A 25564-nucleotide genomic window follows, 5' to 3' on the forward strand; every position below is an offset into this window, starting at 1 on the left:
GTGCCGGCGACGCTGCCGGGACGGCTTAAGCGTCGATGGTCTTTTGCTGCTGCTCGCCCAGGCCGTCGATGCCCAGGCGCATGGTCTGGCCGGCGCGCAGGAACACCGCCTCCGGCTTGACGCCCATGCCCACGCCCGGCGGCGTGCCGGTGGAGATGACGTCGCCCGGCTGCAGGCTCATGAACTTGGACAGGTAAGCGACGATGTGCGCCACGCCGAAGATCATGGTGCTGGTGTTGCCGTTCTGGTAGCGCTTGCCGTCCACTTCCAGCCACATGCCCAGCTTCTGCGGGTCGGCGACTTCGTCGCGGGTGACCAGCCATGGGCCGATCGGGCCGAAGGTGTCGCAGCCCTTGCCCTTGTCCCAGGTGCCGCCGCGCTCGATCTGGTATTCGCGCTCGGAGACGTCGTTGACCACGCAATAGCCGGCCACGTGCGACAGCGCATCCTTCTCGTCGATATAGGCGCCGCCCTTGCCGATGACCACGCCCAGCTCGACTTCCCAGTCGGTCTTCTTGGAACCGCGGGGGATCTTGACGTTGTCGTTGGGGCCGACTACGGCCGAGGTCCACTTGTTGAACACCACCGGCTCGGCCGGGATCGGCAGGTTGGATTCGGCGGCATGGTCGGCGTAGTTCAGGCCGATGCAGATGAATTTGCCGATATTGCCGACACAGGCGCCGATGCGCGGATTGCCGTCCACCACGGGCAGGCTGTTGATGTCGAGCGCGCGGATCTTGGCCAGCGACGCATCGCTCAGGGCGGCGCCGTTGACGTCGGCGATGTGCGCCGACAGGTCGCGGATCTTGCCAGCCTGGTCCAGGATGCCGGGCTTTTCCTGCCCAACCGGGCCGTAGCGGAGTAATTTCATCTTGTTTCCTTTGGAAAATAAGTTGTCTCAAATCGGCGCCGGCGGATTGCCGCTGCAAGCCTTGGAAGCGCAAGCGGCATGGCGGGCCTTGTCGTTTTGCGGATTGGATAATACCAGTTTATTGGTAAGACCAATAGGGCGCAGGGGATAAGTTTTGGTTATCGGGTGATCTTGTTGTGCTTGAGAATTATAAGTGGGCAGATTTAATGATGAATGGGAATCTGGTCTTATAAAATCGATGAAAATCAATGGCTTGGCTGTGGGGCGAACTCATCAGGCTGAAATTTCATGAAGACGCTCAAGGCCGAGGAAGTCTATCTGGCTTGGCCGGTTGATGAAAATGGACAGCATTGCGGCTAATGCCGTTCAGTTAAGCGCTGAACGGCATTTGTGCTTGCGTGGTTCAGACTCCGTTCGCCCTGAGTAGCTGCGCAAGCAGCGTATCGAAGGGCAGGCAAGACCGGTAAGGCCGACACGCTGGCTTCGATACGGCCCTGGCGGGCCTACTCAGCCCGAACGGGCTCGGTGATGAGTGCTTTTGCCTCAACTGGACGGCATTACTGTATTGCGGCCCATTTTTATTGAATCTTGGCTTGCTGTCGTAACCACCCCAAAAATGCCTCAACCGCCGGCCGCTTTATATGGTGAGCGGGATACACCGCGAAGTGAGCTTTGATACGGATGCATTTTGTCAATCCGAACACCGGCTTCAACTTCCCTTCCTTGATGTGTTGTGCCGCGACAGTTGTACTTTCCAAGGCAACTCCCAATCCTTGTGTTGCCGCGTCGAGCGACATCTGAGCGCGGTCGAACCGAACAGGGAATTGCTCGGGTGGGCGTACTTTTGAAAACTCCGCAAACCAATCCGCCCATTGAACCACGCTGACATTGCTTCGAATGAGCTTCACGCCAAGCAGGTCTGCCGGCTTTCGTAACTGGTTTTCTTCAATGAAGGCGGGGCTTGCCAAAGGAACGATTCGTTCATCAAACAATGGCTCAACCTGCAAGCCTGGCCAATTCGGGATGCCATATCGAATATCGATATCAGCTTCGCCAAGTTCGAAGTTGCTTGGCGTATGTGCGGCAGAAAGATTGAAAGAAATTTCAGGATAGGAGCGGGCGAAGTCGTTGAGTCGCAACATAAGCCAGAGACTGGCGATACTCGGCGCCGAGTGAATGTACAGACTCTTGCTGACCCCCTGTTTGACGTCCATGGACGCCGCGGTGATGGCCGATAGAGCACCTTGAACACGCGCAAGAAAGCTCTCGCCCGCATCGGTAATGACCACGGCGTGAGAGCTTCTCTCGAACAATCTGACACCTAGAAATGCTTCAAGTCTCGCTACCTGGTGACTGACTGCGGAGGCAGTGACATGCAACTCGCTTGCAGCTGCCGCGAAGCTTTTTCGTCGCGCAACAGCTTCGAATGCCTGTAGGTTGGGCAGGGGAGGTAGCGTCGCCATTTGAGGTTTCATTCTTAAGATGACGGATCGTCACTTTACCATGACGAGACTTCGCTTGTCGTCAGTTCCTGAAAGGTTGAATATTCGAACCCAGAACAAAAGGAGACATCTGCGAGCGGCCAATAGAGCTGCGTTGCGGCGCACTATTGCCCACTTTGTATCCAGTGTTCCTTTGAACAAACGCCAACTAACTGGAGATGTATTTCATGCTGCTGAAGGATAAAGTCGCCGTCATCACTGGCGGTGCGGGTATCAACGGTCTCGGATTCGCTACTGCACGCCTGATGGCATCGCATGGCGCTCGCGTGGTTATCCTGGATTTGGAGCAGGCAGACCCTGCCGGAGCAGCAGCGCGTCTGGGGGATGGCCATCTCGGCCTGGTTGCGGACGTTACCGATAAGGCGTCGTGCGACGCTGCTGCCGCCTCCGCACTCGCCAAATACGGCCGTATCGACATCCTCATCAACAACGCCGGCATCACTCAGCCGGTGAAGACCCTGGAAATCACCGGCAAGGACTACGACCGCGTTCTCGACGTGAGCCTGCGTGGCACGATGTACATGTCGCAGGCCGTGCTGCCGGCGATGCAGAAGCAAAAGAGCGGTTCCATCGTTTGCATCTCGTCCGTTTCCGCGCAACGCGGTGGCGGCATCCTGGGCGGCCCGCACTATTCCGCCGCGAAGGCCGGCGTGCTTGGTCTGGCGCGAGCAATGGCGCGTGAATTCGGTCCTGAAGGAATCCGCGTCAACAGCATTACTCCTGGCCTGATTGGTACCGACATCATCAAGGGCAAGTTGACCGAAGAAAAGAAGGCGGAGATCGCAGAGACGATTCCTCTGGCCCGCCTGGGGCGCGCAGACGATATCGGCGGCGCCTGCGTCTTCCTGGGCAGCGACCTTTCCCAATACTGCACCGGCATCACACTGGATGTGAACGGCGGCATGTTGATTCACTAAGCCGGCGTTGCCGAATATTAAAGAAATCAGAAAAATAGGAGACCTGACATGACAACCGAAATCACAAAGAAAGGCATCACCCGTCGTCAAATTCTGAAGGCAGGCGCTGTCGGCGCCGCTTTGCCGCTCTTCTCCATCGCGAGTCGTCCTGCCAATGCTGCCGAATTCACCTACAAGTTCGCAACTGGTCAGGATCCGACGCACCCGGTGAACAAGCGAGCCCAGGAAGCGATTGATCGTATTCGCAACGCCACGAATGGGCGCCTGGAAATCAAACTGTTCCCGGCGAACCAGTTGGGCTCCGATACCGACCTGATGTCGCAGATTCGTAACGGCGGCGTTGAATTCTTCAACCAGGCCAGTGTGGTTCTGTCCACGTTGGTGCCGGCGGCCGGCATCGTCAATACCGGTTTCGCTTTCCACGACTATCAAGAGGTCTGGAAGGCGATGGATGGTCCGCTGGGCGCTTACGTCCGTGCCCAAATTGAGAAGGTGGGTCTGCTGACCATGTCCAAGCCATGGGACAACGGATTCCGCCAAATCACTACCTCGACCAAGCCAGTCAAGACCGCCGCAGACCTGAAGGGCCTGAAGCTTCGCGTGCCGGCAGCACCGATGCTGACGTCGCTGTTCACCGCACTGGGCGCCAGCCCGACGCCAATTAACTTCAACGAGGTGTACTCATCGCTGCAAACCAGGCTGGTCGAGGGGCAAGAGAATCCGCTGGCCATCATCAGTACCGCGCGTCTGTATGAGGTGCAAAAGTTCTGCACCATCTTCAACCACGTGTGGGATGCCTACTGGATTCTTGGCAACCGCCGTGCCATTGAGCGCCTGCCGAAGGATATCCAGGAAATCGTGCGCCGCGAGCTGGATAAGGCAGCCACCGACGAGCGTGCCGACATCGCCGCGCTGTCCGGCTTCGCGCGCAACGAGCTGAAGGGCAAGGGTGTGCAAATCATCGAGGCGGACAAGGATTCCTTCAAGGAGATGCTGGCTAAAGGAACCTTCTACAAGGACCTTCGCGCCAAGTTCGGTGAAGATGCCTGGAAGCTGCTGCAGAACAGTGTGGGGAGCCTGGGGTGAATACCATGTCGCTTGAGCAATCGACTGTAGCGGATACGTCGTTGTCCGCTCGTATGGAGAACTGGCTGGGCCACGCCATCGAGATTCCTGCAGCAGCGCTTGTCGTTGGCGAGGTAGGCGTGCTCTTGGCCGGCGTTGTCATGCGGTTCATTTTCAACAGCCCGCTTCCCTGGACTGATGAGCTGGCCTCGATCCTGTTCCTGTGGCTGGCCAATCTCGGTGCCGCGGTAGCTTTGCGTCGCGGCACCCACATGCGGACTACCGTCCTTCTCGGTTTCTTAAGCGACCGTGGCAAGGCCTGGGCTGAAGCCTTGGCCATCATTGCGCCGTGCCTGATGCTGCTCATCCTCATGGGACCCATGTGGGAATACGCGGAAGACGAGATGTTCGTCCAGACGCCCGCATTGGGATGGCCAAATACAGTGCGTGCCGCAGCAGTTGCCGTTGGCGCCGCGCTGATGATTGCCATTTCGCTGCTGCGCATTTCGCGCCAGCGCCTGAGCGACCTGCTGGGCGTTGTTGCCCTGGTAGCTGTGGCTGGTGGCGCCATGTATCTAGGCTCCGGGTGGCTGCAGAGCATCGGGAACTGGAACCTGGTCATTTTCTTCGGTCTGGTACTGGGGGGCTCCGTCTTGATGGGTATTCCCATTGCTTTCTGTTTCGGCCTGGCGACCGTTGCGTTCATGCTGACCGTGACGTCCAGCCCGCTGGCTGTGGTGGCCGGGCGCTTCGATGAAGGCATGAGTTCGCTTATCTTGCTGGCAGTACCGCTGTTCATTCTGCTGGGCCATCTGGTCGAGATGACCGGCATGGCCAAGGCGATGGTGGACTTTTTGGCGTCGCTGCTGGGCCATGTGCGTGGCGGCCTGAACTACGTGCTGCTGGGTGCGATGTTGCTGGTGTCGGGCATCTCCGGCGCCAAGACTGCCGACATGGCGGCAGTGGCCCCGGTGCTGTTGCCGGAAATGAAACGCCGCGGCAACCACGAGGGCGAACTGATCTCGCTCTTGGCCGCATCGGGCGCCATGGCGGAGACGATTCCGCCGTCATTGGTGCTCATCACCATCGGGTCGGTGGCCGGTGTTTCAATTGCGGCGCTCTTTACCGGTGGCATCATGCCCGGCATCGTACTGGCGATATTGCTGGCGATACTGGCTCGCTGGCGCAGCGCTGAGATTACCGAAGGCTTCAAGCGCGCCCCGGGTAAGGTGGTATTGCGTACGCTGGTGATCGCTCTTCCCGCATTGCTGCTCCCGATTCTGATTCGCACTGCCGTGGTGGAAGGTGTCGCAACTGCAACCGAGGTTTCGACCATCGGGATCGCATACGCAGTGGTAGCTGGCCTGCTTGTCTATCGCAAATTCGACTGGTCTCGCCTGTATCCGATGCTGGTCGATACCGCGGCTTTGTCTGGGGCCATCCTGTTCATCATCGGCACTGCTACGGGGATGTCGTGGGCGCTGACTCAGTCGGGGTTCTCGCACGCGCTGGCCGAGGCCATGACAAGTGTGCCGGGCGGGAAGTACGGCTTCCTGTTGGTCTCTATCGCAGCATTCATCGTTCTGGGCAGCGTCTTGGAAGGAATCCCCGCCATGGTGCTGTTTGCCCCGTTGCTTTTCCCGGTTGCCAAGGCCATTGGGGTTCATGAGGTGCACTACGCAATGGTGATCATCCTGTCCATGGGCGTTGGTTTGTTCGCGCCGCCGTTCGGCCTGGGATATTACGCCGCTTGCACGATTGGCCGTGTTCATCCGGACGTCGCAGTCAAGCGTATCTGGCCCTATCTGGGAGCACTGGTGGTGGGGCTGCTGATTGTCGCCTTCATACCGTGGTTCTCCATCGGATTCCTCTGAACCAATACGCATTCATCCACTAAGGGTTTCTCATGTCTGAAAATTTGGCAAGTTTGCGCGAAAGCGCATATCGAATCCGCCGCTTCGCCGTTCGCATGGGCGAAGTTCAGGGGCAAGGCTATATCGGTCAAGCACTCGGTTGGGCTGACGTACTGGCTGTGGCCTACAAGCACTCGATGCGGCTGCGGCCATCGGACCCGGAATGGGAAGGCCGGGATCGCTTCCTGCTGTCTCATGGGCACTACGCGATTGCCGCGTATGCCGCGCTGATTGAAGCGGGCATCGTTCCTGAAGACGAGCTGGAAACCTACGGTAGCGACGATAGCCGTCTGCCCATGTCGGGGATGGCGACTTACACCCCCGGTATGGAAATCTCCGGCGGCTCGCTGGGGCAAGGCCTCGCCATTGGCGTTGGCATGGCTCTGGGGCTGCGCTACCAGAAGAATCCGGCATTCGTCTACAACTCGATGTCGGACGGAGAACTGGATGAAGGTGCGACTTGGGAGGCCGCCATGGGCGCTGCGCACCATCAGTTGAGCAATCTCATTTGCCTTGTCGATATCAACAACCAACAAGCAGATGGCCCGTCCAGCAAAGTCATGGGCTTCGAGCCGCTGGCCGACAAGTGGGAATCCTTCGGCTGGCACGTCCAACGTGTGAACGGCAATGACCTTGCTGCCGTGGTGAAGGCGTTTGACGTGGCCCGTCAACTGGCCGAGCCGAAGCCCCGCGTCATCCTGTTCGACACCCTCATGGGCAAGGGCGTCCCGTTCCTGGAGCAGCGTGAGAAGAATCACTTCATCCGCGTGGATCCGCCGGAATGGCCGCAAGCATTGAAAATTCTCGACCAGTCTTACAACGAAGGAAACGAAGCATGAATACCGTAGCTGAAAAGAAGCCACGCCTGACCACGTCGGCGATGATTGCCTCTATCGCAGCCGAAGGGCAGCGTGTTCAAGCCGCTCCCTTCGGTAAGGCGCTGGTCGAATATGCAGCCAAGCGCCCTGAAATCGTTGGCCTGACCGCCGACCTGGCGAAATATACGGACCTTCACCTGTTCCAACGTGCATATCCGGAGCGCTTCTTCCAGATGGGCATGGCCGAGCAGCTGCTGATGGCAGCCGCCGGCGGCATGGCAAAAGAGGGCCTGATTCCGTTCGCGACAACCTATGCTGTCTTCGCTACCCGTCGCGCCTATGATTTCATTCATCAGATCATTGCCGAAGAGAACTTGAACGTGAAGATTTGCTGTGCGTTGCCCGGCCTGACGACCGGCTACGGCCCCAGCCACCAGGCGACCGAAGACCTGGCCATGATGCGCGCAATTCCGGGGCTGACTATCGTTGACCCTTGCGACGCTCTGGATCTTGAGCAAGCAGTTCCGCAGATTGCCGAACACAAGGGGCCTGTCTACATGCGCTTGGCTCGCGGAAACGTGCCGCTGGTGCTGGACGAGTACGACTACAGGTTCGAGCTGGGCAAGGCCAAGGAACTTCGCGATGGTAACGATGTGCTCATCATTTCCAGCGGTTTCATGACCATGCGTGCTTTGGAAGTGGCCAGCGCTCTGGAAGCTGACAACGTCAGCGTCGGCGTTCTGCATTGCCCGACCATCAAGCCCTTCGACGAAGCAACCGTCCTGGAGCAAGTCAAAAAGAAAAATCGTCTGGTGGTGGTGGCCGAAAACCACTCGGTCATTGGCGGCCTGGGCGAAATCGTCGCCACCACGCTGATGCGCAATCGCGTCCAGCCCGCAGGTTTCGAGATGGCCGGCTTGCCAGATGCATTCCTGGATGCTGGCGCGCTGCCGACGCTGCATGACCGCTACGGCATCAGCTGCGAAGTGCTGCGTGAGCGTATCAAGCAGTGGCTTAAGTGAGTCAGGCAATTGGGGCGGCATGTGAGGAAGGGGCTCCTGGCCGCCCCGCCCATGTGCGGCACCGCCGATAGTTTATTGGTAGCGCTCCAGCCCCAGCACTGCTTCGTAATCGGCGATCGCCGCCGAACCCGATGGCACGCCGAAGGCGCTGCCGGTGGCGCGGATATGTTCGGCCAGGCGCTGCATCATGTGGGTGTAGGCCAGCGTCGCCGAGATCGGGAAACTCAGCAAGCGGAACCCCAGGCGCTCGAACTGCGCGGCGTTCAGCGGCGGGGTCTTGCCGTCGACCGCGTTGAACATCAGCGGCGCGTCGATGGCCGATAATGCGCGCCGCATTTCCTCTTCCGATTGCAGCATCTCCAGCAGCACCAGGTCGGCGCCGGCGGCGGCGTAGGCCCGGCCGCGCGCGATCGCCTCGTCCAGCCCGAGCGGGATGCGGGCATCGCTGCGGCCGATGATCAGGAAATCGGCGCTCTTGCGGGTGGCCACCGCGATGCGGATCTTCTCCGCATGCTCTTCCATCGATACCAGCGCCAGGCCCTTCATGGCGCCGCATTTCTTGGGCGTGACCTGGTCTTCCAGGTGGATCGCCTGCACGCCGGCGGCTTCATAGCTTTGCACCGTGCGCGCCACGTTGTTGAGGTTGCCGTAGCCGGTGTCGGCATCGGCGATCACCGGCACATCGACGGCGGCGGCGAAGGCGCGTCCGCGTTCCACCATTTCGCTCATGCCGAGCAGGCCGATATCGGGCGCGCCCAGCAGGCTGGCCGAGAGGCCGTTGCCGGTCATGTACACGGCTTCGAAGCCGGCCTGCTGGTAGATGCGCGCGCCCAGCGCGTCGTGGCAGCCGGGCGCCACCACGATGCCGGGCTGGCGCAGGCGTTGGGCCAATGAGGTGCTTGTCATGTCGTTCCCGCAAAATAATGGCGCCGGCCGCCATGCGTCCGGCGCCAGGGTGGTTTAACGCCCGGTCCTGTCGTTGCGCATTTTCAGCGTCAGGCACAGGAAGAAGCCGATGATCGGGCTCATCGCCAGCACCAGCAGGGCGGTCGAGAAGCTTTGCGTGCTTTCGCGGATCCAGCCCACCAGGTAGGGGCCGACGAAGCCGCCGATCTGGGCGAAGCCGTTGATCATGGCGATGCCGCCGGCCGCGGCGGCGCCGGCCAGGAATTGCGTGGGCAGCGTCCAGAACACGCCCAGCGTGGCCCACAATCCCATGGCGGCGATGCATAGCAGCACCAGGCCCAGCAGCGGCGAAGGCGCCAGTGCGCTGGCGGCCAGGAACACGCCGCCGCACAGGCCGGCGCAGGCGGTGTGCAGCTTGCGCTCGCCGGTGCGATCCGAGCTGCGCGCCACCAGGACCAGGCCGGCGGCGGCGCAGATGAAGGGGATGGCGGCGACCAGGCCGGTCTGGAAGTTGTTCAGGCCGCCCAGGCTCTTGACGATCTGCGGCAGCCACAGCACCACGCCGTAGATCGCCACGGCGTTGAACATGTAGATCAGCGTCAGGATCCACATGCGCGGGTCGCGGAAGATGGTGGCGAAATCATGCTGGGCATGCGAGGCGTTGCTTTGCTGCTCGGCGGCCAGGGTGGAGGTGAGCCATTGGCGTTCCTCGGCGTCCAGCCACTTGCCTTGCTCGGGACGGTCCACCAGGTAAAACAGCGTGACCACGCCCATGATCACCGCCGGCAGGCCTTCCAGGATGAACATCCATTGCCAGCCGGAGAGCCCGGCCCAGCCGTGGGTGGAACTGAGCAGCCAGCCCGACAGCGGCGCGCCGACCACCGAGGACAGCACGGTGGCGAGCATGAAGCCGGCCACGGCCTTGCCGCGCTCCTTCTTCGGGAACCAGTAGGTCATGTACAGCAGCACGCCCGGCGCGAAGCCGGCTTCTGCCAGGCCCAGCAAAAAGCGCAGCGCATAGAAGCTCCAGGCGCCCTGGATCATGGCCATGGCGCAGCCGACCAGGCCCCAGGTGATCATGATGCGGGCGATCCAGATGCGCGGGCCGACCCGGTGCAGGATCATGTTGCTGGGGATCTCGAAGGCGATGTAGCCGAGGAAGAAGATCCCCGCGCCCAGCCCGTAGACCTTGGCCGACAACCCCAGGTCGGCGTTCATCGTCAGCGCGGCGAAGCCGACGTTGACCCGATCCAGGTAATTGATCATGAAGAGGAAGAAGCAGTACCAGACGATCTTGCGGTGCAGCTTGGCGATAACGCGGCGGCCGACCGCGGATTCGCCGTCCATCGGCTGCGCAGCGGCAGCCGGATTGGCGTAGGACATGTTGTCTCCTTGTTTTTGATGGTGGTCAGGCAGACATGCCGTTTGCCGCATTTCTGCCCGCGCCCGGACGTGTGTTTGTTGTAGGGTTCCGGGCTCGGGAATTATACGAGATCACATCAAAGGTAAAAAGGTATTACCACATGACGGCGCTATTCCCGATGACTGTCGCGCAAGGAAGGCGAGCTTACTTGGCTGCTGGGAGCGCGGCTTGTTGCTGATTGCCGGCGACGACGAACTTGCCGGCGCCCAGGTGATGCAGCGTGTGCAAGCCGGCGTTTTCTTCGGTGAAATTCCAGTGGCCGTTGGCGAAGATGCGGGCGTCGGCGGCCGCCGCGACCACTTCGCCGAAGAAGGTGTCGTAGGCGTTCTCGGTATGCGCCTCTTCGATCCAGCGGCATTCCAGCCAGGCGGCGCAGCCTTGTTCCAGCGTCGGCATGCCTAACACCGGGCCGGCGCCGGCGGCGATGCCGTGGTGCGCGAACTTGTCCATGTCGCGTCCGCTTGCGCTGCCCACCGCATAGGTCAGGTCCATCAGCGCCGCGCCCGGCACGATGATGCCGAAGCCGCCGGAGGCGGTGATCAGTTCGCGGGTATAGGTGCTCTTGTCGATCACCACCGCGATGCGCGGCGGCGTGAATTCCACCGGCATCGACCAGGCCGCGGCCATGATGTTGCGCCGTTCGCCGTGGGCGGCGGTAACCAGCACGGTCGGTCCGTGGTTGACCAGGCGGCTGGCGTGGTGCAGTTCGACGGGGCGGAAGTGGTTCAAGGCAATCTCCTGTGTCTGGCAAGCGCAAAGCGGCAGGATGACATAGTTCACCGTAACGCGCCGTGCCGTCATCGGCGGCGCAGGGCGGATAAAAAACGGGAGCGAAGCTCCCGTTTTCTCGTTGCCCGTTACCTTACTTCTTACTTGCCCCAGGTCAGCACCAGCGGATTCAAGCGGCGCGCCACGCGCAGCAGGCCTTCGCGCACCTTCGGGTGCATCGGCGGCTGCGGATGGCGCAGCATGTCGGACTTGATCACGCCGCCTTCGAGCATCAGCGCCTTGCAGGCGGCCAGGCCGCATTGGCGGTTTTCGTAGTTGATCAGCGGCAGCCAGTGCATGTACAGCTCGGCGGCTTTCTCGGTGTCGCCGGCGAAGTAGGCGTCGGTGATCTTGCGGATGCCGTCCGGATAACCGCCGCCGGTCATGGCGCCGGTGGCGCCGGCGTCGAGGTCGGGGATCAGGGTGATGGCTTCCTCGCCGTCCCACGGGCCGACGATGGCGTCGCCGCCCAGTTCGATCAGGTCGCGCAGCTTGGAGGCGGCACCTGCGGTTTCGATCTTGAAGTAGGAGACGTTTTCGATTTCCTTGGCCATCTTCGCCAGGAACGGCGCCGACAGCGGCGTGCCTGCCACCGGCGCATCCTGGATCATGATCGGGATGTCGATGGCGGCGGAGACGCGCTCATAGAATTCGTAGGTTTGCTTTTCCGAGACGCGGAAAGTGGCGCCGTGGTACGGCGGCATTACCATCACCATGGCGGCGCCTGCATCCTGCGCGGCGCGGCTGCGCTCGGCGCAGATCTGGCTGCCGTAGTGGGTGGTGGTGACGATCACCGGCACGCGGCCGGCGACATGTTCCAGCACGGTGTTTTGCACCTGGGTGCGCTCCTCGTCGGACAGCACGAACTGCTCCGAGAAGTTGGCCAGGATGCACAGGCCATCGGAGCCGGCGTCGATCATGAAATCGATGGCGCGCTTCTGGCCTTCCAGGTCGAGCTTGCCGTTCTGGTCGAAAATGGTCGGGGCGACGGGGAATACGCCGCGATAGATAGGGGTGCTCATCAGTGTCTCCGCTTGTGTTTGGGATGGGGCTGGCCGGACGCCTGTGCTCCGGATGGCGATGAATATACGTCCGGCGGCTGGGGCTGTATAGTGAAGACTTTCCATCATGTGATCGCTTTTGCGACTCACCTGATTTGGCCTCATCTTTTGCCCCATCTATTCACTGTCGATGCCATGAAACGCGCTCCCAGCCAGCAGAACCTCAACAGCCTCCTGTCGCGCCTGCGCATGAAGCAGCTCCAGTTGCTGATCGCGCTGGACGACCATAAATCCCTGCACAAGGCGTCCAATGCGCTGGCCATGACGCAGTCGGCCGCCAGCAAGTCGCTGGCCGAGCTGGAGGCGGTGCTGGAGGCGCAATTGTTCGAGCGCACGCGAAGCGGGCTGATCCCCAACCAGTTCGGCCATTGCGTGATCCGCTACGCGCGGCTGATGGCGACCGACCTGGGCGCGTTGTGCGAGGAGATGGCGCAGATCCGCTCCGGGCGCGGCGGCCGGCTGGCCATCGGGGCCGTGATGGGGGCGGTGCCGGAGCTGGTGGTGCCGGCCGTCAACGCCTTGCACAAGAGCCATCCGGAGCTGTCCATCGACATCATCGAAGACACCAGCGTGCATATGCTGGGCTTGCTCGACGATGGCCACATCGACCTGCTGCTGGGGCGCTCCAGCGTGTCGGACAACCCCGGCAAGTACCACTACCAGCCGCTGTCGGACGAGCCATTGTCGGTGGTGGTGTCGAGCGAGCATCCGCGCCTGCGCAGCAAGTCGGTCAGCCTGGCCGACCTGCGGGGCTACCGCTGGGTCACTTATCCTAGCCACATGCCGCTGCGGGCGGTGCTGGAGCGCGAGTTCGATCTGGCCGGGCTGGATTTGCCGGCCGGCGCCATCGCTACGGCCTCCACCTTCGTGACGGTGGCGGTGCTGCGCCAGGCCAGCGACACGGTCGCCATCCTGCCCACCAGCGTGGCCGGCATGTTCGTCGACAGCGGTGTGCTGCGCATCCTGCCGGTGGGGCTGAAGTCGATGTCGCAGACCATCGGCATCGTCACCCGCAAGGGCGGCGAGCTGTCGCCGGCGGCGCGTTCTTTCGTGCAGTTGCTGCTGGAACGAGGAGGGAGCGGACGCAAACCGGCCGCAGCCTGATCTTCTGCCTCACCCCTTCCGCATCCCTTCCACATTTCTTCCTTCGCCTGAACGCGGGCCCGAAGCCGGTTGTCATCCGGCATCGTCGCCCGCGTTCATCTTTGGCTTGCAAAAAATTAATCGATCGCTGAAAAAGTAAACTGGTATAGTGATGATACCAGTTGCGAAAACACGCCTTTTGTAAGGGAAAGGCGCGCTAACTGGCCATAACAGCGCGCAGCGCGGCAATACCAGGCATCAACCAACAGCAAGCAGTAGCAACCAGCAGCGATCAGCAAAACGCAGAACCAGCAAAAAGACGGCAGCCAGGCGAGCGCAGGCGTTCGCAGCCCCCCGCAGATCCTGGCGCACACACAACAAGAGAGGTTGTTGTTGAAGGGCAATAGCCTCGCAACCAGCCAGGAGACAATATGCAAACCAACGCCAGCGCGGTCGAGAAATCGGCCATCCGCAAGGTCGCGATGAGGCTCGTGCCTTTCGTCGGCCTGATGTTCTTCATCAATTTCCTCGACCGCACCGCGATCTCGTTCGCCGGTCCCAACGGCATGACCCGCGACCTGGCGCTGACCGCGGCCCAGTTCGGCTTCGCCGCCGGCGTGTTCTTCATCGGTTACGTGCTGCTGGAAATCCCCAGCAACCTGGCCCTGCACAAGTACGGCGCGCGTCGCTGGCTGGCGCGCATCATGGTCACCTGGGGCATCGTGGCCCTGCTGTTTACCTGGGTCAGCAGCGTGGAAGGGCTGTACGTGCTGCGTTTCCTGCTGGGCGTGGCCGAGGCCGGTTTCTTCCCCGGCGCCATCCTGTACCTGAGCCTGTGGGTGCCGGCCCGGCACCGCAGCCACATCCTGGCGCTGTTCTACCTGGCGCAGCCGCTGACCATCGTCATCGGCGCGCCGGTGGCGGCGCTGCTGATCGAGGCGCACGGCCTGTTCGGCCTGGAAGGCTGGCGCGTGATGTTCGCCGGCGTTGCCTTGCCGGCCATCGTGGTGGGCGTGATCGCCTGGTTCTACCTGGCCGACACGCCGGCCGACGCCAAGTGGCTCAACGAAGCCGAGCGCAAGTGGCTCACCGCCGAACTGCAGGCCGAGCAAAGCGGCAAGCGGGCCACCCACGTTCCGCACGCCGCCGGCGCGCTCAAGAACGGCCGCGTGTGGATGCTGTCGCTGGTCTACTTCGGGCTGATCTACGGCCTGTATGCATTGGCCTTCTTCCTGCCCACCATCATCGGCGGCTTCGAGGCCCAGTTCGGCGCCAAATTCAATGTGTTCCAGAAGGGGCTGATCACGGCGATCCCGTATCTGCCGGCCGCCATCGCGCTGTTCCTGTGGAGCCGTGACGCCACCTGCCGCGGCGTGCGCAGCTGGCACGTCGGCCTGCCGGCGCTGCTGGGCGCAGTCAGCATCCCGGCCGCGCTGTACATGCAGACCCCGGCCGCCACCGTGCTGGCCATCACCGTGACAGCTTGCGCCATCTTCTCGGCGCTGCCGACCTTCTGGTCGACCCCGGCGCGCTTCCTGTCGGGCGCGGCGGCCGCCGCCGGCATTGCGCTGATCAACACGGTGGGCAACGCCGCCGGCTTCATGGCGCCCTTCATCACCGGCGCCATCAAGGATGCGACCGGTTCCTACCAGGCGCCGATGTTCGTGGTGGGGGCGCTGATGCTGCTGTCGGCGGTGGTGATCTTCGCCATCGGCGCCGGCGCTCGGGAAGACATCCCCGAGCTGCAAGGCCGGGCCATTGCGGAATAAAACGATTGTTGTCGAATCATTTGTGCAGAGATGCAGTTTTGAACGGAGAGTCATCATGAAAGAAAAAATCGCCTTGTTCGGCGCCGGCGGCAAGATGGGCGTGCGCCTGGCCAAGAACCTCAAGAAGTCGGACTACCAGGTCGCCCACGTGGAAGTGAGCGAGGTCGGACAGAAGCGCCTCAAGGAGGAGGCCGGGATCGACTGCGTGGGCATCGATGCCGCGCTGGACAATGTCGACGTGGTCATCCTGGCGGTGCCCGATACCCTGATCGGCAAGGTCGCCGCCGAGATCTCGCCCAAGCTGCGCGCCGGCGTGATGGTGATGACGCTGGATGCGGCCGCGCCCTTCGCCGGCCACCTGCCGGACCGTCCGGACCTGGTCTATTTCGTCGCGCACCCTTGCCACCCGCCGATCTTCAACGACGAGAGCACGCCCGAAGGCCGGCGCGATTTCTTCGGCGGCGGCGCGGCCAGGCAGTCGATCACCAGCGCGCTGATGCAAGGCCCGGAGTCGGCCTTCGACCTCGGCGAGGACGTGGCCAAGGTGATCTACCAGCCGATCCTGCGCAGCTATCGCCTGACCGTGGAACAGATGGCGATCCTGGAGCCGGGCCTGTCGGAAACCGTGTGCGCCACGCTGCTCTACGCGATGAAGCAGGCCATGGACGAGACCGTGCGCCGCGGCGTGCCGGAAGAAGCCGCGCGCGACTTCCTGCTGGGCCACATGAACATCCTGGGCGCGGTGATCTTCAAGGAAATCCCCGGCGCCTTCTCGGATGCCTGCAACAAGGCCATCCAGAACGGTTTGCCGCGCCTGCTGCGCGACGACTGGCTCAAGGTATTCGAGCATGAGGAAATCGCGGAGAGCATCCGCCGCATCACCTGAGCGTGCCCGGGCCGACCGCACCACATGACGGCGGCCCGTTGCAGCGAATGAAGAACCAATAAGAGAGACAGCCAATGGAACGCATCTACGCCAGCTACTGGCTGGAAACCGGCGACGACCCCGCGCGCGCCGCCGAGGTCATCGCCGGCGAGCAATCGAGCGGCACCTTCGTCGCCCTGGCCGCCGAAACGCCGGAACTGAAAGAGCGCTCCGGCGCCCGTGTCGAACGCCTGAACATCCTCGGCCACAGCAAGGAACCCAGCCTGCCGGGCGGCATGCGTTCGGAGCGCTACACGCAATGCGAACTGGAACTGTCGTGGCCGCTGGAGAACACCGGCGCCTCCTTGCCCAACCTGATGGCCACCATCGCCGGCAACCTGTTCGAGCTGCGCCAGGTGTCGGGCCTGCGCCTGACCGGGTTGACACTGCCCAAGGCCTTCGCCGACGCGTATCCAGGGCCGGCCTTCGGCATCGAGGGCACGCGCAGGCTGTCCGGCATCGCGCATGGCCCGCTGATCGGCACCATCATCAAGCCCAGCATCGGCCTGTCGGTGGATGAGACGGTGCAGCAGGTGCGCGAGCTGGTGGCCGGCGGCATCGATTTCATCAAGGACGACGAGCTGCAAGCCGATGGCGGCCGCTGCCCGTTCGACGAACGCGTGCACGCCGTCATGCGCGTCATCAACGAACACGCTGAACGCACCGGCAAGAAGGTCATGGTGGCCTTCAACCTTACCGGCGACCTCGACCAGATGCGTCGCCGCCACGACCTGGTGCTGGCCGCCGGCGGCACTTGCGTGATGGCCAGCCTGAACGCCATCGGCCTGGTCGGTCTGCAGGAACTGCGCCGCCATGCGCAACTGCCGATCCATGCGCACCGCGCCGGTTGGGGCTACCTCACGCGTTGCCCGCAACTGGGCTGGGACTACGCGCCCTGGCAGCAGCTATGGCGGCTGGCCGGCGCCGACCACATGCACGTCAATGGCCTGCGCAACAAGTTCAGCGAACCGGACGACAGCGTCATCGCCGCCGCGCGTTCGGTGCTGGCGCCGGTGATCGACGGCGCCGGCATGGTTTCCACCATGCCGGTATTCAGCTCCGGCCAGACCGGACTGCAAGCGGCCGACACCTATGCCGCGATCGGCTGCGCCGACCTGATCCACACCGCCGGCGGCGGCATCTTCGGCCACCCGCAAGGCGTGTCGGCCGGCGTCGAAGCGCTGCGCGAGGCCTGGGTGGCGGCGATGGAAGGCGTGCCGCTGGCGCAGCACGCCAAGGGCAACCCGGCCTTGCAGGCCGCGCTGGGATTCTGGAAATGACAACGCAAGGCAACGCATTGCCGCCGGGTTTGCTGCTGGCTTACTACGGCGACGATTTCACCGGCTCCACCGACGCCATGGAAGTGATGGCGGCCGCCGGCCTGTCCACCGTGCTGTTTTTGCACACGCCGGACCGGGCCATGCTGGCGCGCTTTCCCGACGCGCGCTGCATCGGCATCGCCGGTTCCTCGCGCGGGCGCTCGCCGCAATGGATGGAAGAACACCTGCCGCCGGCATTCGAGGTACTGGCGGCGCTGCGGCCGCCGCTGCTGCAATACAAGGTGTGCTCTACGTTCGACTCTGCCCCCGCGACCGGCTCCATCGGCCGCGCCATCGACCTCGGCGTGCGCGCCATGCCGGGCGACTGGTCGCCGATGGTGGTGGGCGCGCCGCGCCTGAAGCGCTACCAGATGTTCGGCAACCTGTTCGCCGCGGTCGATGGCGTGGGCCATCGGCTGGATCGCCATCCGACCATGTCGCGCCACCCCGTTACGCCGATGGATGAAGCCGACCTGCGCCGTCATCTGGGAAAACAGACCGGGCGCCGCATCGAACTGGTGGACATGGTGCAGTTGCGCGACGGCGCCTCGGTTGCGCACGCACGCCTGCCTTCCTTGCGCGGCAAGGACAAGCCGGTGGTGCTGGTGGACGTGCTGGATGAGGAAACCCTGCGCGAAGCCGGCCGGCTGGTGTGGGAAGGCAAGGGCGCGGGCGTGTTCAGCGCTTCCTCTTCGGGCTTGCAATATGCGCTGGCGGCCTACTGGCGCGCGCGCGGCTGGACTGCGGACCAGCCTTCGTTGCCACAAGCCGGGCCGGCTCCGGCGATCGCCGCCGTCAGCGGCAGCTGTTCACCGGTGACGGCCGGCCAGATCGCCTGGGCGCGCGCGCATGGTTTCGCCGTCGAGCGCATGGACCTGCCGGCGGTGCTGGCCGAAGGCACGCGCGAGACGGAGTTGGCGCGCCTGGTCGCGCGCGCCGGTGCGGCAATTGCTTCCGGCCGCAGCCCACTGGTGTTTTCAGCCGAAGGGCCGGACGATCCGTCGGTCACCGGTTTCGACGCCATTGCCCGCGCTGCCGGCATGGCCCGCGCCGACGCCGCCCGCGCCGTCGGCGTGGCGCTGGCTGAGACGATGCGGCGCATCCTGGATGCCAATGACGTGCAGCGCATCGCCATCGCCGGCGGCGACAGCTCCGGCGAGGTGGCCGGAGCGCTCGACATCGCCGCGCTGTCGGTGCGCGCCGGCCTGGCGCCGGGCGCGCCGCTGTGCCGCGCATGGTCGGACAATGCGCGCCGCGATGGGCTGGAACTGGTATTGAAGGGCGGGCAGATCGGCGCCAAAAGCTTCTTTGGCGATGTGCTGGAGGGGCGTGCCGCGGCTTGATGCCGGGGCGCAGCCAAACCGGCGCAAAGTCAGGCTGGGCCTGGGATTGTGGTAGAGTGCGCGTCCAACGATACCTAAAAACCTAGTTAGAGACAGCTTCTCTCATGCCGGAACCGATACAGCGACGCAAGTTATACCAGGAAGTGCTGGAACGCCTGATGGGGCGTATCCATGCGGGAGAGTTTCCGCCGGATTCGCAATTGCCGTCCGAACGCGAACTGATGGAACAGTACGGCGTGGGCCGCCCCGCCGTGCGCGAGGCGCTGCAGGCGATGGAGCGCTCCGGCTTCGTCGAGATCACCCACGGCGAACGTGCGCGGGTGGTCGACCCGACCGCCGAGCGCCTGATCGCCCAGATCGCTGCCGGCGCCCAGCACCTGCTGCGCACCAAGCCCGACATGTTGCGGCACATGAAGGAAGCGCGCGTGTTCCTGGAAACCAGCACCGCCCGCATGGCCGCCGAGCGCGCCACGCCGGAACAGGTGGCGCGCCTGCGCCAGGCGATCGAGGAGCACCGCGCCTCGATGGTCAACCTGGAAGAGTTCATCGAGCGCGACATGGCCTTCCACCGCGAGATCGCCGACATCAGCGGCAATCCCATCTTCCCTTCCATCGTCGAGTCGATGTTCCGCTGGGCCAGCGAGTTCTACACCACACTGGTGCGCGCGCCAGGCGCCGAGGAGCTGACGCTGGCCGAACACCAGCGCATCGTCGATGCCATTGCCGCCCATGATGGCGATGCCGCCGCCGAGGCGATGCGCGCCCACCTGACGCGCGCCAACGAGCTATATCGGGCGCTGGGCCAGCAGTAACCGCAGGGAGCCGGGAGGGCTTTTTCACATGCTTGGCGCGCATGGCAGCGCGCGAAAATCTCGGTTGAGCCGGCGCCGCCATGGCGTTCCAATGTGCGTTCCACGACAGCCGCATACCGCGCTAGACCCATGCCATCCATTCCTCGCATTGCAGCTTCGCGCAACCGGATCCTGCTCATCGTCGCTGCCGGCGCCGCGGTGATGAGCATGGCGTTGGGAGCGCGCCAGACCTTCGGCCTGTTCATCAGCCCGCTGTCTTATGACTATGGCTTGCCGGTCACGCTGATTGCTTTTGCCATCGCCTTGCACAACCTGGTATGGGGATTCGCCCAGCCGCTGGCCGGTGCGGCGACCGACCGTTACGGCCCGGCGCCGGTAGTGGCGTTCGGCGCCGCCGCTTATGCCGCCGGCCTGGCGATGACGGCGCTGGCGCCGAATGGCGTCGTGCTGGTACTGGGCATGGGAGTGTTGATCGGGATCGGCATCAGTTGCACCAGTTTCGGCGTCGTGCTCACCGCCGTCGGCCGCAGCGTGGCGCCCGAGAAGCGCAGCATGGTGATGGGCCTGGCCAGTGCCGGCGGGTCGTTGGGGCAGGTGCTGATGGTGCCGCTGGTGCAGGCGTTGCGTTCGATGTCGGGCATCACCGTGGCCTTGCTGGTATTGGCGCTGATGCTGTTGGCGGCGGCGCCGCTCGGTTTGGCGTTGGGACGGCCCCCGCGCGCGGCCGCCGATTCCGGCTTGAATTTCTCGTTGAAGGAAGTGCTGTGGCAGGCCTGCCGGCATCGTGGCTACCGGCTGCTGACCATCGGTTTTTTCGCTTGCGGCTTCCAACTGGCTTTCATCGCCACGCATTTGCCGGGTTACCTGGAACTGTGTCACATGCCGATGGGGCTGGCGGCAACGGCGCTGGCGCTGATCGGCTTGTTCAACATGGCCGGCAGCTGGACCTGCGGCTGGCTGGGCGGGCGTTTTCGTCAGCATCATGTGCTGGGCTGGCTGTATCTGTTGCGCAGCGCCGCCATCGGCCTGTTTTTCGTGCTGCCCAAGACGCCGTTCTCGGTGGCCGCGTTCGCCGCTGTCATGGGGCTGGCCTGGCTGGGCACGGTGCCGCTGACGACCGGGCTGGTGGCGCGCATCTTCGGTACGCGCCATATGGGAACGTTGTTCGGCGTGTGCTTCCTGAGCCATCAGATCGGGTCTTTTCTGGGCGTATGGCTGGGTGGGCTGGTGCTGGACCTGACCGGGTCGTATTCGCTGCTGTGGGGCGCCACCTTCGCCGCGGGCGTGCTGGCGGCGGCGCTGCATTTCCCGATAGATGACCGCAGCGTGGAACGGCCATCCACCCCGGATTCTCCCGTGCATGCCTGAGTGCGCCGCGTTAACATAACGGGTTGCCGGCGCAGATGCGCCGATTTTGAGGTTTCCTGTTTGGTTTTCGAGAGGCTGTCATGTTTTTCCATCTTTTCCCCTATGCCGGCGACCGCCAGGCAGTGGCGCAATCTGAAGCGATGCCGGAGGCGTCGCGTGGCTGAAGCGCCAGCCAAGGCGCCGGCCGATGTGCGCCACAAGGGGTATGAGGATGCGCTGGCGCTGGTGATCGGCACCCTGTTCGTTTCGCTCGGAGTGAACATGTACACCCATGTGGGCCTGCTGACCGGCAGTACCGCCGGCCTGGCCTTCCTGATCCAGTACCTGACCGGGCTGCCGTTCGGCGTGGTGTTCTTCACCATCAACATCCCGTTCTATTACTTTGCCTTTCGCCGCATGGGCCTGCGCTTCATGGGCAAGACTTTTTGCGCGGTGGCGCTGGTGTCGGGTTTTTCGCTGTTGCATCCGCAGTTCATCGCCTATGAGAAGCTCAACCTGTTCTATTGCGCCATCCTCGGCGGTTTGCTGATGGGCACGGGTTTCGTGATGCTGTTTCGCCATGGCGCCAGCCTGGGCGGCATCAATGTGGTGACGCTGTTCCTGCAGGATCGCTACGGCCTGCGCGCCGGCAAGCTGCAGATGGGCGTGGATGTGGCGATCGTGCTGGCGTCGCTGTTCGTGGTCACGCCGACGGTGCTGCTGGCGTCGATCGCGGGAGCGGTAGCGGCCAACCTGGTGATTGCGCTGAACCACCGGCCTGGCAGGTATATGGGTATGTGAGGCGGTACCAGGTGCGCCGTCGTCCGGGCGGAAAGCGGGGCGACGGCAATCGGCAGAAGCCGATGTATCGAAGAGCACCCGTGCGGTGCTCTTTTTTCATTTCATTCCATCACCAGCGAGCGATGCGCGCTGACTCCCGCCATGACGCCCGAGGCCGATGCCAAGGTGGCGTTGTGGAAGGCTGCGGCGGCATCGCCGGCGGCGAAGACGTGCTGCACCGAGGTTTGGCGCAATTCGTCGGTGCGGATGTACGGCCCCATCGGCCCTTGTTCGAAGGCGCAGCCCAGTTGCATCGCCAGCGGGCTGGCCATGTGCACGCGCGGGCCGACGAATACCGCGCCGATCTCCACCGTGCGGCCATCGTCCAGGCGCAGGGCTGCGATGTCGGGAGCAGTGCCGAGAACCTCGATGACCGGTGTGCGTTCGATCGTCACGCCGCGCTTGGCCATCTGCTTCAACTCCTGTTCTTCCGGTTCGAACTGGCCTTGCGTGAAATAGGTGGTCGGCCCCCAGTCCGGCAGCATCAGTCCCTGATGGGCCGACAGCGGCGTGGTGGCGATCACGCCCAGTTTACGGTCGCGCACTTCGTAGCCGTGGCAGTACGGACAATGGATGGCGGTCTGCCCCCAGCGTTCCTGCAGACCGGGGATGGCGGGCAGCTCGTCGCGCACGCCGGTGGCGAGGATCAGGCGGCGCGCGCTCAAACGCCTGCCGTCGTCCAGTGTGACGGCCACGCCCTGGTCGTCGGCAGTAGCGTGCTCTGCCTGCGCTGCTGCCAGTTCGAAAGTCGGATAGGCGAGCAACTGCTCTATGGCGATCGCCATGATCTTATGCGGTGCCACGCCGTCCTGGCCAAGGAAACCATGCGAGGCTTCGGCGAAGCGGTTGCGCGGCTGGCCGGCGTCGACCATGAGAACGTTGCGGCGTGCACGCACCAATTGCATGGCGGCTGAGGCGCCGGCGAAACTGGCGCCGACGATGATGACATCGTATTGCATGGACTTTCCTTTCATGGCATGAGCTGCCCCGCACGCCTTGCGATGCAAGGCGCGTCAAGTTGTCGGCAGGAAAGGGCGATTCCTGGTGAGCGTTAATGCGGCGGCGGCTGGCCCAGCTTGAAGTGCGGCCCGATGTCGCGCGCCAGGTCGGCCAGCGTGATGCCGGCCAGGCGTTGATCGAGCAGGCGGTTGGCTTCTTCCAGGGCATCGTCGAGCGCGCGATTGACGGCGATCTCGACCAGGCAGCCAGGCGATTCTTCGCGTGCGCCCAGCGTGACCAGGCGTTCACCAAGTGCCTGCTGGACCTGCTGCAGGCTGATCTGCGCCATCGGCCGTGCCAGCGACCAGCCGCCGCCATGCCCTTTGGTCGACGTCACAATGCCGGCCTCGCGCAGCCCGGCGAAGGTGCGGCGGATGACAACGGGATTGGTGTCGACCCAACCGGCGATCTCTTCCGAGGTCATCGGAGTGTCGGGACGCTGGCCCATGTGCAACAGGATGTGCAGGGCAATGGAGAGGCGGTCGCTGCGTTTCATGTAACTAATATTATTACGTGAAACGCGCGATGTCAACGATCAGAAAAATTCAGGCGCGCGCGATGCGGTAGACGCAGCGCCGTCCGCCCGCCGGCAGGTGCTCTTCGCGCGTGACGCTGGCCTCGTCTCCCACCACTTCACGGAACAGTTGCAGTTCCGAACGGCAAAAGCCCTGGCAGTTTCGCGCGGCGGCGCAGATGGGGCAGTGGTCTTCCACCAGCAGCCAATCCTTCCCTTGCTTCTCGACGCGCGCCATGTAGCCTTCGGCGCTGCGAATCTCGGCCAGCTTTTCCAGCCGCTTCGGCAGCGTCGCGATGCCGGCGCAGTGGCGCTGGTAGTCGGCGCGCATTTCCTGTTCGCGCTGGTCGATCAGCTTGTCCAGTCCCTGCTCGCCGAACAGTTGGCGGATCGAGCCGATCAGTTGCACCGTGAGCTGTGCGTGCGAATCGGGGAAGCGCGCGTAGCCGGCGGCGGTCAGGTCCCAGTTCTGGCGCGGGCGGCCGGCGCGCGGCGCAGTATTTTCCTGGTGGCCGGCGATCAGGCCTTCGGCCACCAGCTTCTGGACTTGCTGGCGTGCAGCCTCGGCCGTCATGCCAAGCTCGCGCCCCAGCTCGGCGGTGGAAGTGGGGCCGTGCGTCTTGATGTGCAACAGGATGCGCTCGGGCGTGGATGCCCCGGTCGGGTCTGTATCGGTAGCTAATTTATTTTCCAAGTGTTTACTTGTTAAATTCATGGAGGCGTTCTAAGATTCGGTCTGAATATCCAAATAAATGCTTGCATATTATGCCGGCTTCGCGGAATTGTCGAACCGGCCATGCAGGCGCCCCGGCCACCGGCCGCAGCCAGAGATGAAAGACACGATATGACGACCAACAGTTCTAGTTCTTCCACTGAAGCGGCATTGCAGTCCCCCGAACCCGCCGGGTGCACCGCGTCCTGGGGCGAACTGCTCAATGCCCGCAACGCGCCGCGCGCGGTGGCGCTGACCGGCGGCGTGGCGCTGCATGCGATCAATGTGCATATCGTCACCACCATCCTGCCGTCGGTGGTGCGCGACATCGGCGGCCTCGATTACTACGCCTGGAACGTGACCCTGTTCGTGGCGGCTTCCATCATCGGTTCTACCCTGACCGGCAAACTGCTCTCGACTCTGGGCGCGCGCCGCACCTACCTGCTGGGGCTGGCGGTGTTCGGCGCCGGCGCGCTGGTGTGCGCGGCCGCCGGCAGCATGATGTGGATGCTGGCCGGGCGCGCGGTGCAAGGCATCGGCGGCGGTTTGCTGGCGGCGCTGGGGTATGCGCTGATTCCCCTGGTGTTCGAGCAGCGCCTGTGGTCGCGCGCGATCGCGCTGGTGTCGGGCATGTGGGGCATTTCCACCTTGCTGGGGCCGGCAGTGGGCGGGCTGTTTGCCGCCAGCGGCCATTGGCGCCTGGCGTTCTGGGCGCTGATGCCGTTGCTGCTGTTGCAGGCGATTCTGGTGACGGCGCAACTGGGGCCGCGTTCCGTCAAGACGGACAACACGCAGGATAACGCCATGCCCCTGGGCCGCATCCTGCTGCTGGCGGTTTCGGTGCTGCTGGTGGCGCTGGCTGCGCAGGCCGATGCCGGCTGGAAAGCGGCGGCCTGCGTGGCCGGCGGCGCCTTGCTGGGTTTGCTGGTGGTGCGCATCGACCTGCGCCATCGCATCAGTTTGTTGCCGCGCAGCGGCTATGCGCTGTCCTCCGACATGGGCAAGGTGTTTGCCTGCGTGTCGCTGCTGGTGATCGGTAGTTGCACCGAAATCTTCGTGCCGTATTTCTTGCAGGTGCTGCATGGCTACCAGCCGCTGGCGGCCGGTTACATGACGGCCGCCATGGCGGGGGGCTGGAGCATCGGTTCGCTCACGAGTTCGGGACGCAGCGGCGCGGCGGCCGATCGCATGGTGCGTATCGGGCCGATGCTGATGGCACTGGGCCTGATGGCGCTGGCGCTGTTGTTGCCGGGCCGGCTGCTGGCGGCGAGCCTGGTTGCCGATGTTGGCATTGTGCTGGCGTTGGCCGCGGCTGGCATGGGGATCGGGCTGGGCTGGCCGCACCTGATCGCGCGCGCATTGCATGCGGCCAAGCCGGGCGAGGAGAACCTGACGTCGTCGGCCGTGACCACCGTGCAGTTGTACGCCATGGCAATGGGGGCGGCGCTGGTCGGCCTGACGGCCAACGAGGCCGGACTTACCGTTCCCGGCGGCGTGGCCGGCGCGCAGGAGGCGGCGGCGGTGCTGTTTGCGGTATTCGCGCTGGCGCCGGCGCTGGCGGTGCAACTGGCCCGGCGCCTGACGCGCACACTGAAGCCACTGAAGCCACTGAAGTCATTGGAGCAATAAGGAGAA

23 protein-coding genes are annotated in these 25564 nt (G+C 63.6%); 14 read left to right on the plus strand and 9 right to left on the minus strand.

Features of this window, described 5'->3' with window-relative positions; all coding sequences use genetic code 11:
• Positions 1–25: 25 nt before the first annotated feature.
• Together FB597_RS00395 and FB597_RS00400 are read right to left on the minus strand one after the other, a co-directional pair.
• Positions 26–871, minus strand: coding sequence for an ureidoglycolate lyase (locus FB597_RS00395; protein ID WP_144767552.1), 846 nt, complete (start codon positions 869–871; stop codon positions 26–28).
• Positions 872–1449: 578 nt separating this feature from the next.
• On the minus strand, positions 1450–2334 hold the full coding sequence (locus tag FB597_RS00400) for a LysR substrate-binding domain-containing protein (protein WP_141917300.1): 885 nt from the start codon (positions 2332–2334) through the stop codon (positions 1450–1452).
• A 206-nt stretch (positions 2335–2540) separates the two neighbouring features.
• Between FB597_RS00400 and FB597_RS00405 the strand changes: the two genes are divergently transcribed.
• The 5 genes from FB597_RS00405 to FB597_RS00425 are packed head-to-tail and all read left to right on the plus strand — an operon-like array spanning position 2541 to position 8108.
• Positions 2541–3290, plus strand: coding sequence for an SDR family NAD(P)-dependent oxidoreductase (locus FB597_RS00405; protein ID WP_144767554.1), 750 nt, complete (start codon positions 2541–2543; stop codon positions 3288–3290).
• A 48-nt stretch (positions 3291–3338) separates the two neighbouring features.
• Entirely contained in the window at positions 3339–4376 is a 1038-nt protein-coding gene (locus tag FB597_RS00410) for a TRAP transporter substrate-binding protein (protein ID WP_144767556.1), read from the plus strand.
• Complete coding sequence (locus FB597_RS00415) at positions 4373–6229, plus strand: TRAP transporter large permease subunit (protein WP_144767558.1); 1857 nt, start codon at positions 4373–4375, stop codon at positions 6227–6229. The genes FB597_RS00410 and FB597_RS00415 overlap by 4 nt, the downstream gene beginning before the upstream one ends.
• Positions 6230–6261: 32 nt before the next feature.
• Positions 6262–7107 carry a transketolase gene (locus FB597_RS00420; protein WP_144767560.1) on the plus strand — a complete coding sequence of 282 codons (846 nt, stop codon included), beginning with the start codon at positions 6262–6264 and terminating at the stop codon, positions 7105–7107.
• Positions 7104–8108: a transketolase family protein gene (locus FB597_RS00425; protein WP_144767563.1), complete on the plus strand. Its 1005-nt coding sequence runs from the start codon at positions 7104–7106 to the stop codon at positions 8106–8108. Before FB597_RS00420 ends, FB597_RS00425 begins: the two co-directional genes overlap by 4 nt.
• Before the next feature lie 72 nt (positions 8109–8180).
• Here FB597_RS00425 and FB597_RS00430 read toward each other — a convergent pair whose 3' ends face one another.
• The 4 genes from FB597_RS00430 to FB597_RS00445 form a co-directional block, all read right to left on the minus strand.
• Positions 8181–9014, minus strand: coding sequence for an oxaloacetate decarboxylase (locus FB597_RS00430; RefSeq protein WP_144767565.1), 834 nt, complete (start codon positions 9012–9014; stop codon positions 8181–8183).
• Between the two features lie 54 nt (positions 9015–9068).
• Complete coding sequence (locus FB597_RS00435; protein ID WP_186442715.1) at positions 9069–10397, minus strand: MFS transporter; 1329 nt, start codon at positions 10395–10397, stop codon at positions 9069–9071.
• A 184-nt stretch (positions 10398–10581) separates the two neighbouring features.
• Complete coding sequence (locus FB597_RS00440; RefSeq protein WP_144767567.1) at positions 10582–11166, minus strand: flavin reductase family protein; 585 nt, start codon at positions 11164–11166, stop codon at positions 10582–10584.
• Between the two features lie 140 nt (positions 11167–11306).
• Positions 11307–12227, minus strand: coding sequence for a dihydrodipicolinate synthase family protein (locus FB597_RS00445; protein ID WP_144767569.1), 921 nt, complete (start codon positions 12225–12227; stop codon positions 11307–11309).
• 174 nt (positions 12228–12401) lie between these two features.
• On the opposite strand from FB597_RS00445, the gene FB597_RS00450 reads away from it, so the two are divergent.
• The 8 genes from FB597_RS00450 to FB597_RS00485 all read left to right on the plus strand — a co-directional run bounded on the left by FB597_RS00450 (position 12402) and on the right by FB597_RS00485 (position 21665).
• Positions 12402–13370, plus strand: coding sequence for a LysR family transcriptional regulator (locus tag FB597_RS00450; protein ID WP_144767571.1), 969 nt, complete (start codon positions 12402–12404; stop codon positions 13368–13370).
• Positions 13371–13780: 410 nt separating this feature from the next.
• Positions 13781–15118, plus strand: coding sequence for an MFS transporter (locus FB597_RS00455; protein ID WP_144767573.1), 1338 nt, complete (start codon positions 13781–13783; stop codon positions 15116–15118).
• 55 nt (positions 15119–15173) lie between these two features.
• Positions 15174–16004 carry a phosphogluconate dehydrogenase C-terminal domain-containing protein gene (locus tag FB597_RS00460; RefSeq protein ID WP_141917272.1) on the plus strand — a complete coding sequence of 277 codons (831 nt, stop codon included), beginning with the start codon at positions 15174–15176 and terminating at the stop codon, positions 16002–16004.
• Positions 16005–16078: 74 nt separating this feature from the next.
• Positions 16079–17323, plus strand: a complete 1245-nt coding sequence (locus FB597_RS00465) for a ribulose-bisphosphate carboxylase large subunit family protein (protein ID WP_144767575.1) — start codon at positions 16079–16081, stop codon at positions 17321–17323.
• Positions 17320–18705 carry a 3-oxo-isoapionate kinase OiaK gene (gene oiaK, locus FB597_RS00470; protein WP_144767577.1) on the plus strand — a complete coding sequence of 462 codons (1386 nt, stop codon included), beginning with the start codon at positions 17320–17322 and terminating at the stop codon, positions 18703–18705. Before FB597_RS00465 ends, oiaK begins: the two co-directional genes overlap by 4 nt.
• Before the next feature lie 104 nt (positions 18706–18809).
• A complete protein-coding gene (locus FB597_RS00475) occupies positions 18810–19517 on the plus strand; it encodes a transcriptional regulator NanR (RefSeq protein ID WP_141917264.1) in 708 nt (235 codons plus the stop codon).
• A gap of 129 nt (positions 19518–19646) precedes the next feature.
• Entirely contained in the window at positions 19647–20885 is a 1239-nt protein-coding gene (locus tag FB597_RS00480; protein WP_144767579.1) for an MFS transporter, read from the plus strand.
• Between the two features lie 156 nt (positions 20886–21041).
• Positions 21042–21665 carry a YitT family protein gene (locus FB597_RS00485; RefSeq protein ID WP_255515809.1) on the plus strand — a complete coding sequence of 208 codons (624 nt, stop codon included), beginning with the start codon at positions 21042–21044 and terminating at the stop codon, positions 21663–21665.
• A 101-nt stretch (positions 21666–21766) separates the two neighbouring features.
• Here FB597_RS00485 and FB597_RS00490 read toward each other — a convergent pair whose 3' ends face one another.
• From FB597_RS00490 to FB597_RS00500, 3 genes are all read right to left on the minus strand, one after another.
• A complete protein-coding gene (locus FB597_RS00490) occupies positions 21767–22663 on the minus strand; it encodes an NAD(P)/FAD-dependent oxidoreductase (protein WP_144767581.1) in 897 nt (298 codons plus the stop codon).
• Positions 22664–22755: 92 nt separating this feature from the next.
• On the minus strand, positions 22756–23199 hold the full coding sequence (locus tag FB597_RS00495; protein ID WP_141917255.1) for an Rrf2 family transcriptional regulator: 444 nt from the start codon (positions 23197–23199) through the stop codon (positions 22756–22758).
• A gap of 49 nt (positions 23200–23248) precedes the next feature.
• Entirely contained in the window at positions 23249–23932 is a 684-nt protein-coding gene (locus tag FB597_RS00500; protein ID WP_144767583.1) for a metalloregulator ArsR/SmtB family transcription factor, read from the minus strand.
• A gap of 129 nt (positions 23933–24061) precedes the next feature.
• On the opposite strand from FB597_RS00500, the gene FB597_RS00505 reads away from it, so the two are divergent.
• Positions 24062–25558 carry an MFS transporter gene (locus tag FB597_RS00505; RefSeq protein WP_144767585.1) on the plus strand — a complete coding sequence of 499 codons (1497 nt, stop codon included), beginning with the start codon at positions 24062–24064 and terminating at the stop codon, positions 25556–25558.
• Positions 25559–25564 lie beyond the last annotated feature (6 nt).

Source organism: Herbaspirillum sp. SJZ099, assembly GCF_007828355.1.
Classification (GTDB): Bacteria; Pseudomonadota; Gammaproteobacteria; order Burkholderiales; family Burkholderiaceae_D; genus Herbaspirillum.

Coding starts and splice junctions, on each gene's coding strand:
- FB597_RS00395 (WP_144767552.1), bottom strand. CDS start 871: ATGAAATTACTCCGCTACGGCCCGGTTGGGCAGGAAAAGCCCGGCATC.
- FB597_RS00400 (WP_141917300.1), bottom strand. CDS start 2,334: ATGGCGACGCTACCTCCCCTGCCCAACCTACAGGCATTCGAAGCTGTT.
- FB597_RS00405 (WP_144767554.1), top strand. CDS start 2,541: ATGCTGCTGAAGGATAAAGTCGCCGTCATCACTGGCGGTGCGGGTATC.
- FB597_RS00410 (WP_144767556.1), top strand. CDS start 3,339: ATGACAACCGAAATCACAAAGAAAGGCATCACCCGTCGTCAAATTCTG.
- FB597_RS00420 (WP_144767560.1), top strand. CDS start 6,262: ATGTCTGAAAATTTGGCAAGTTTGCGCGAAAGCGCATATCGAATCCGC.
- FB597_RS00425 (WP_144767563.1), top strand. CDS start 7,104: ATGAATACCGTAGCTGAAAAGAAGCCACGCCTGACCACGTCGGCGATG.
- FB597_RS00430 (WP_144767565.1), bottom strand. CDS start 9,014: ATGACAAGCACCTCATTGGCCCAACGCCTGCGCCAGCCCGGCATCGTG.
- FB597_RS00435 (WP_186442715.1), bottom strand. CDS start 10,397: ATGTCCTACGCCAATCCGGCTGCCGCTGCGCAGCCGATGGACGGCGAA.
- FB597_RS00445 (WP_144767569.1), bottom strand. CDS start 12,227: ATGAGCACCCCTATCTATCGCGGCGTATTCCCCGTCGCCCCGACCATT.
- FB597_RS00450 (WP_144767571.1), top strand. CDS start 12,402: ATGAAACGCGCTCCCAGCCAGCAGAACCTCAACAGCCTCCTGTCGCGC.
- FB597_RS00455 (WP_144767573.1), top strand. CDS start 13,781: ATGCAAACCAACGCCAGCGCGGTCGAGAAATCGGCCATCCGCAAGGTC.
- FB597_RS00460 (WP_141917272.1), top strand. CDS start 15,174: ATGAAAGAAAAAATCGCCTTGTTCGGCGCCGGCGGCAAGATGGGCGTG.
- FB597_RS00465 (WP_144767575.1), top strand. CDS start 16,079: ATGGAACGCATCTACGCCAGCTACTGGCTGGAAACCGGCGACGACCCC.
- oiaK (WP_144767577.1), top strand. CDS start 17,320: ATGACAACGCAAGGCAACGCATTGCCGCCGGGTTTGCTGCTGGCTTAC.
- FB597_RS00475 (WP_141917264.1), top strand. CDS start 18,810: ATGCCGGAACCGATACAGCGACGCAAGTTATACCAGGAAGTGCTGGAA.
- FB597_RS00480 (WP_144767579.1), top strand. CDS start 19,647: ATGCCATCCATTCCTCGCATTGCAGCTTCGCGCAACCGGATCCTGCTC.
- FB597_RS00490 (WP_144767581.1), bottom strand. CDS start 22,663: ATGCAATACGATGTCATCATCGTCGGCGCCAGTTTCGCCGGCGCCTCA.
- FB597_RS00495 (WP_141917255.1), bottom strand. CDS start 23,199: ATGAAACGCAGCGACCGCCTCTCCATTGCCCTGCACATCCTGTTGCAC.
- FB597_RS00500 (WP_144767583.1), bottom strand. CDS start 23,932: ATGAATTTAACAAGTAAACACTTGGAAAATAAATTAGCTACCGATACA.
- FB597_RS00505 (WP_144767585.1), top strand. CDS start 24,062: ATGACGACCAACAGTTCTAGTTCTTCCACTGAAGCGGCATTGCAGTCC.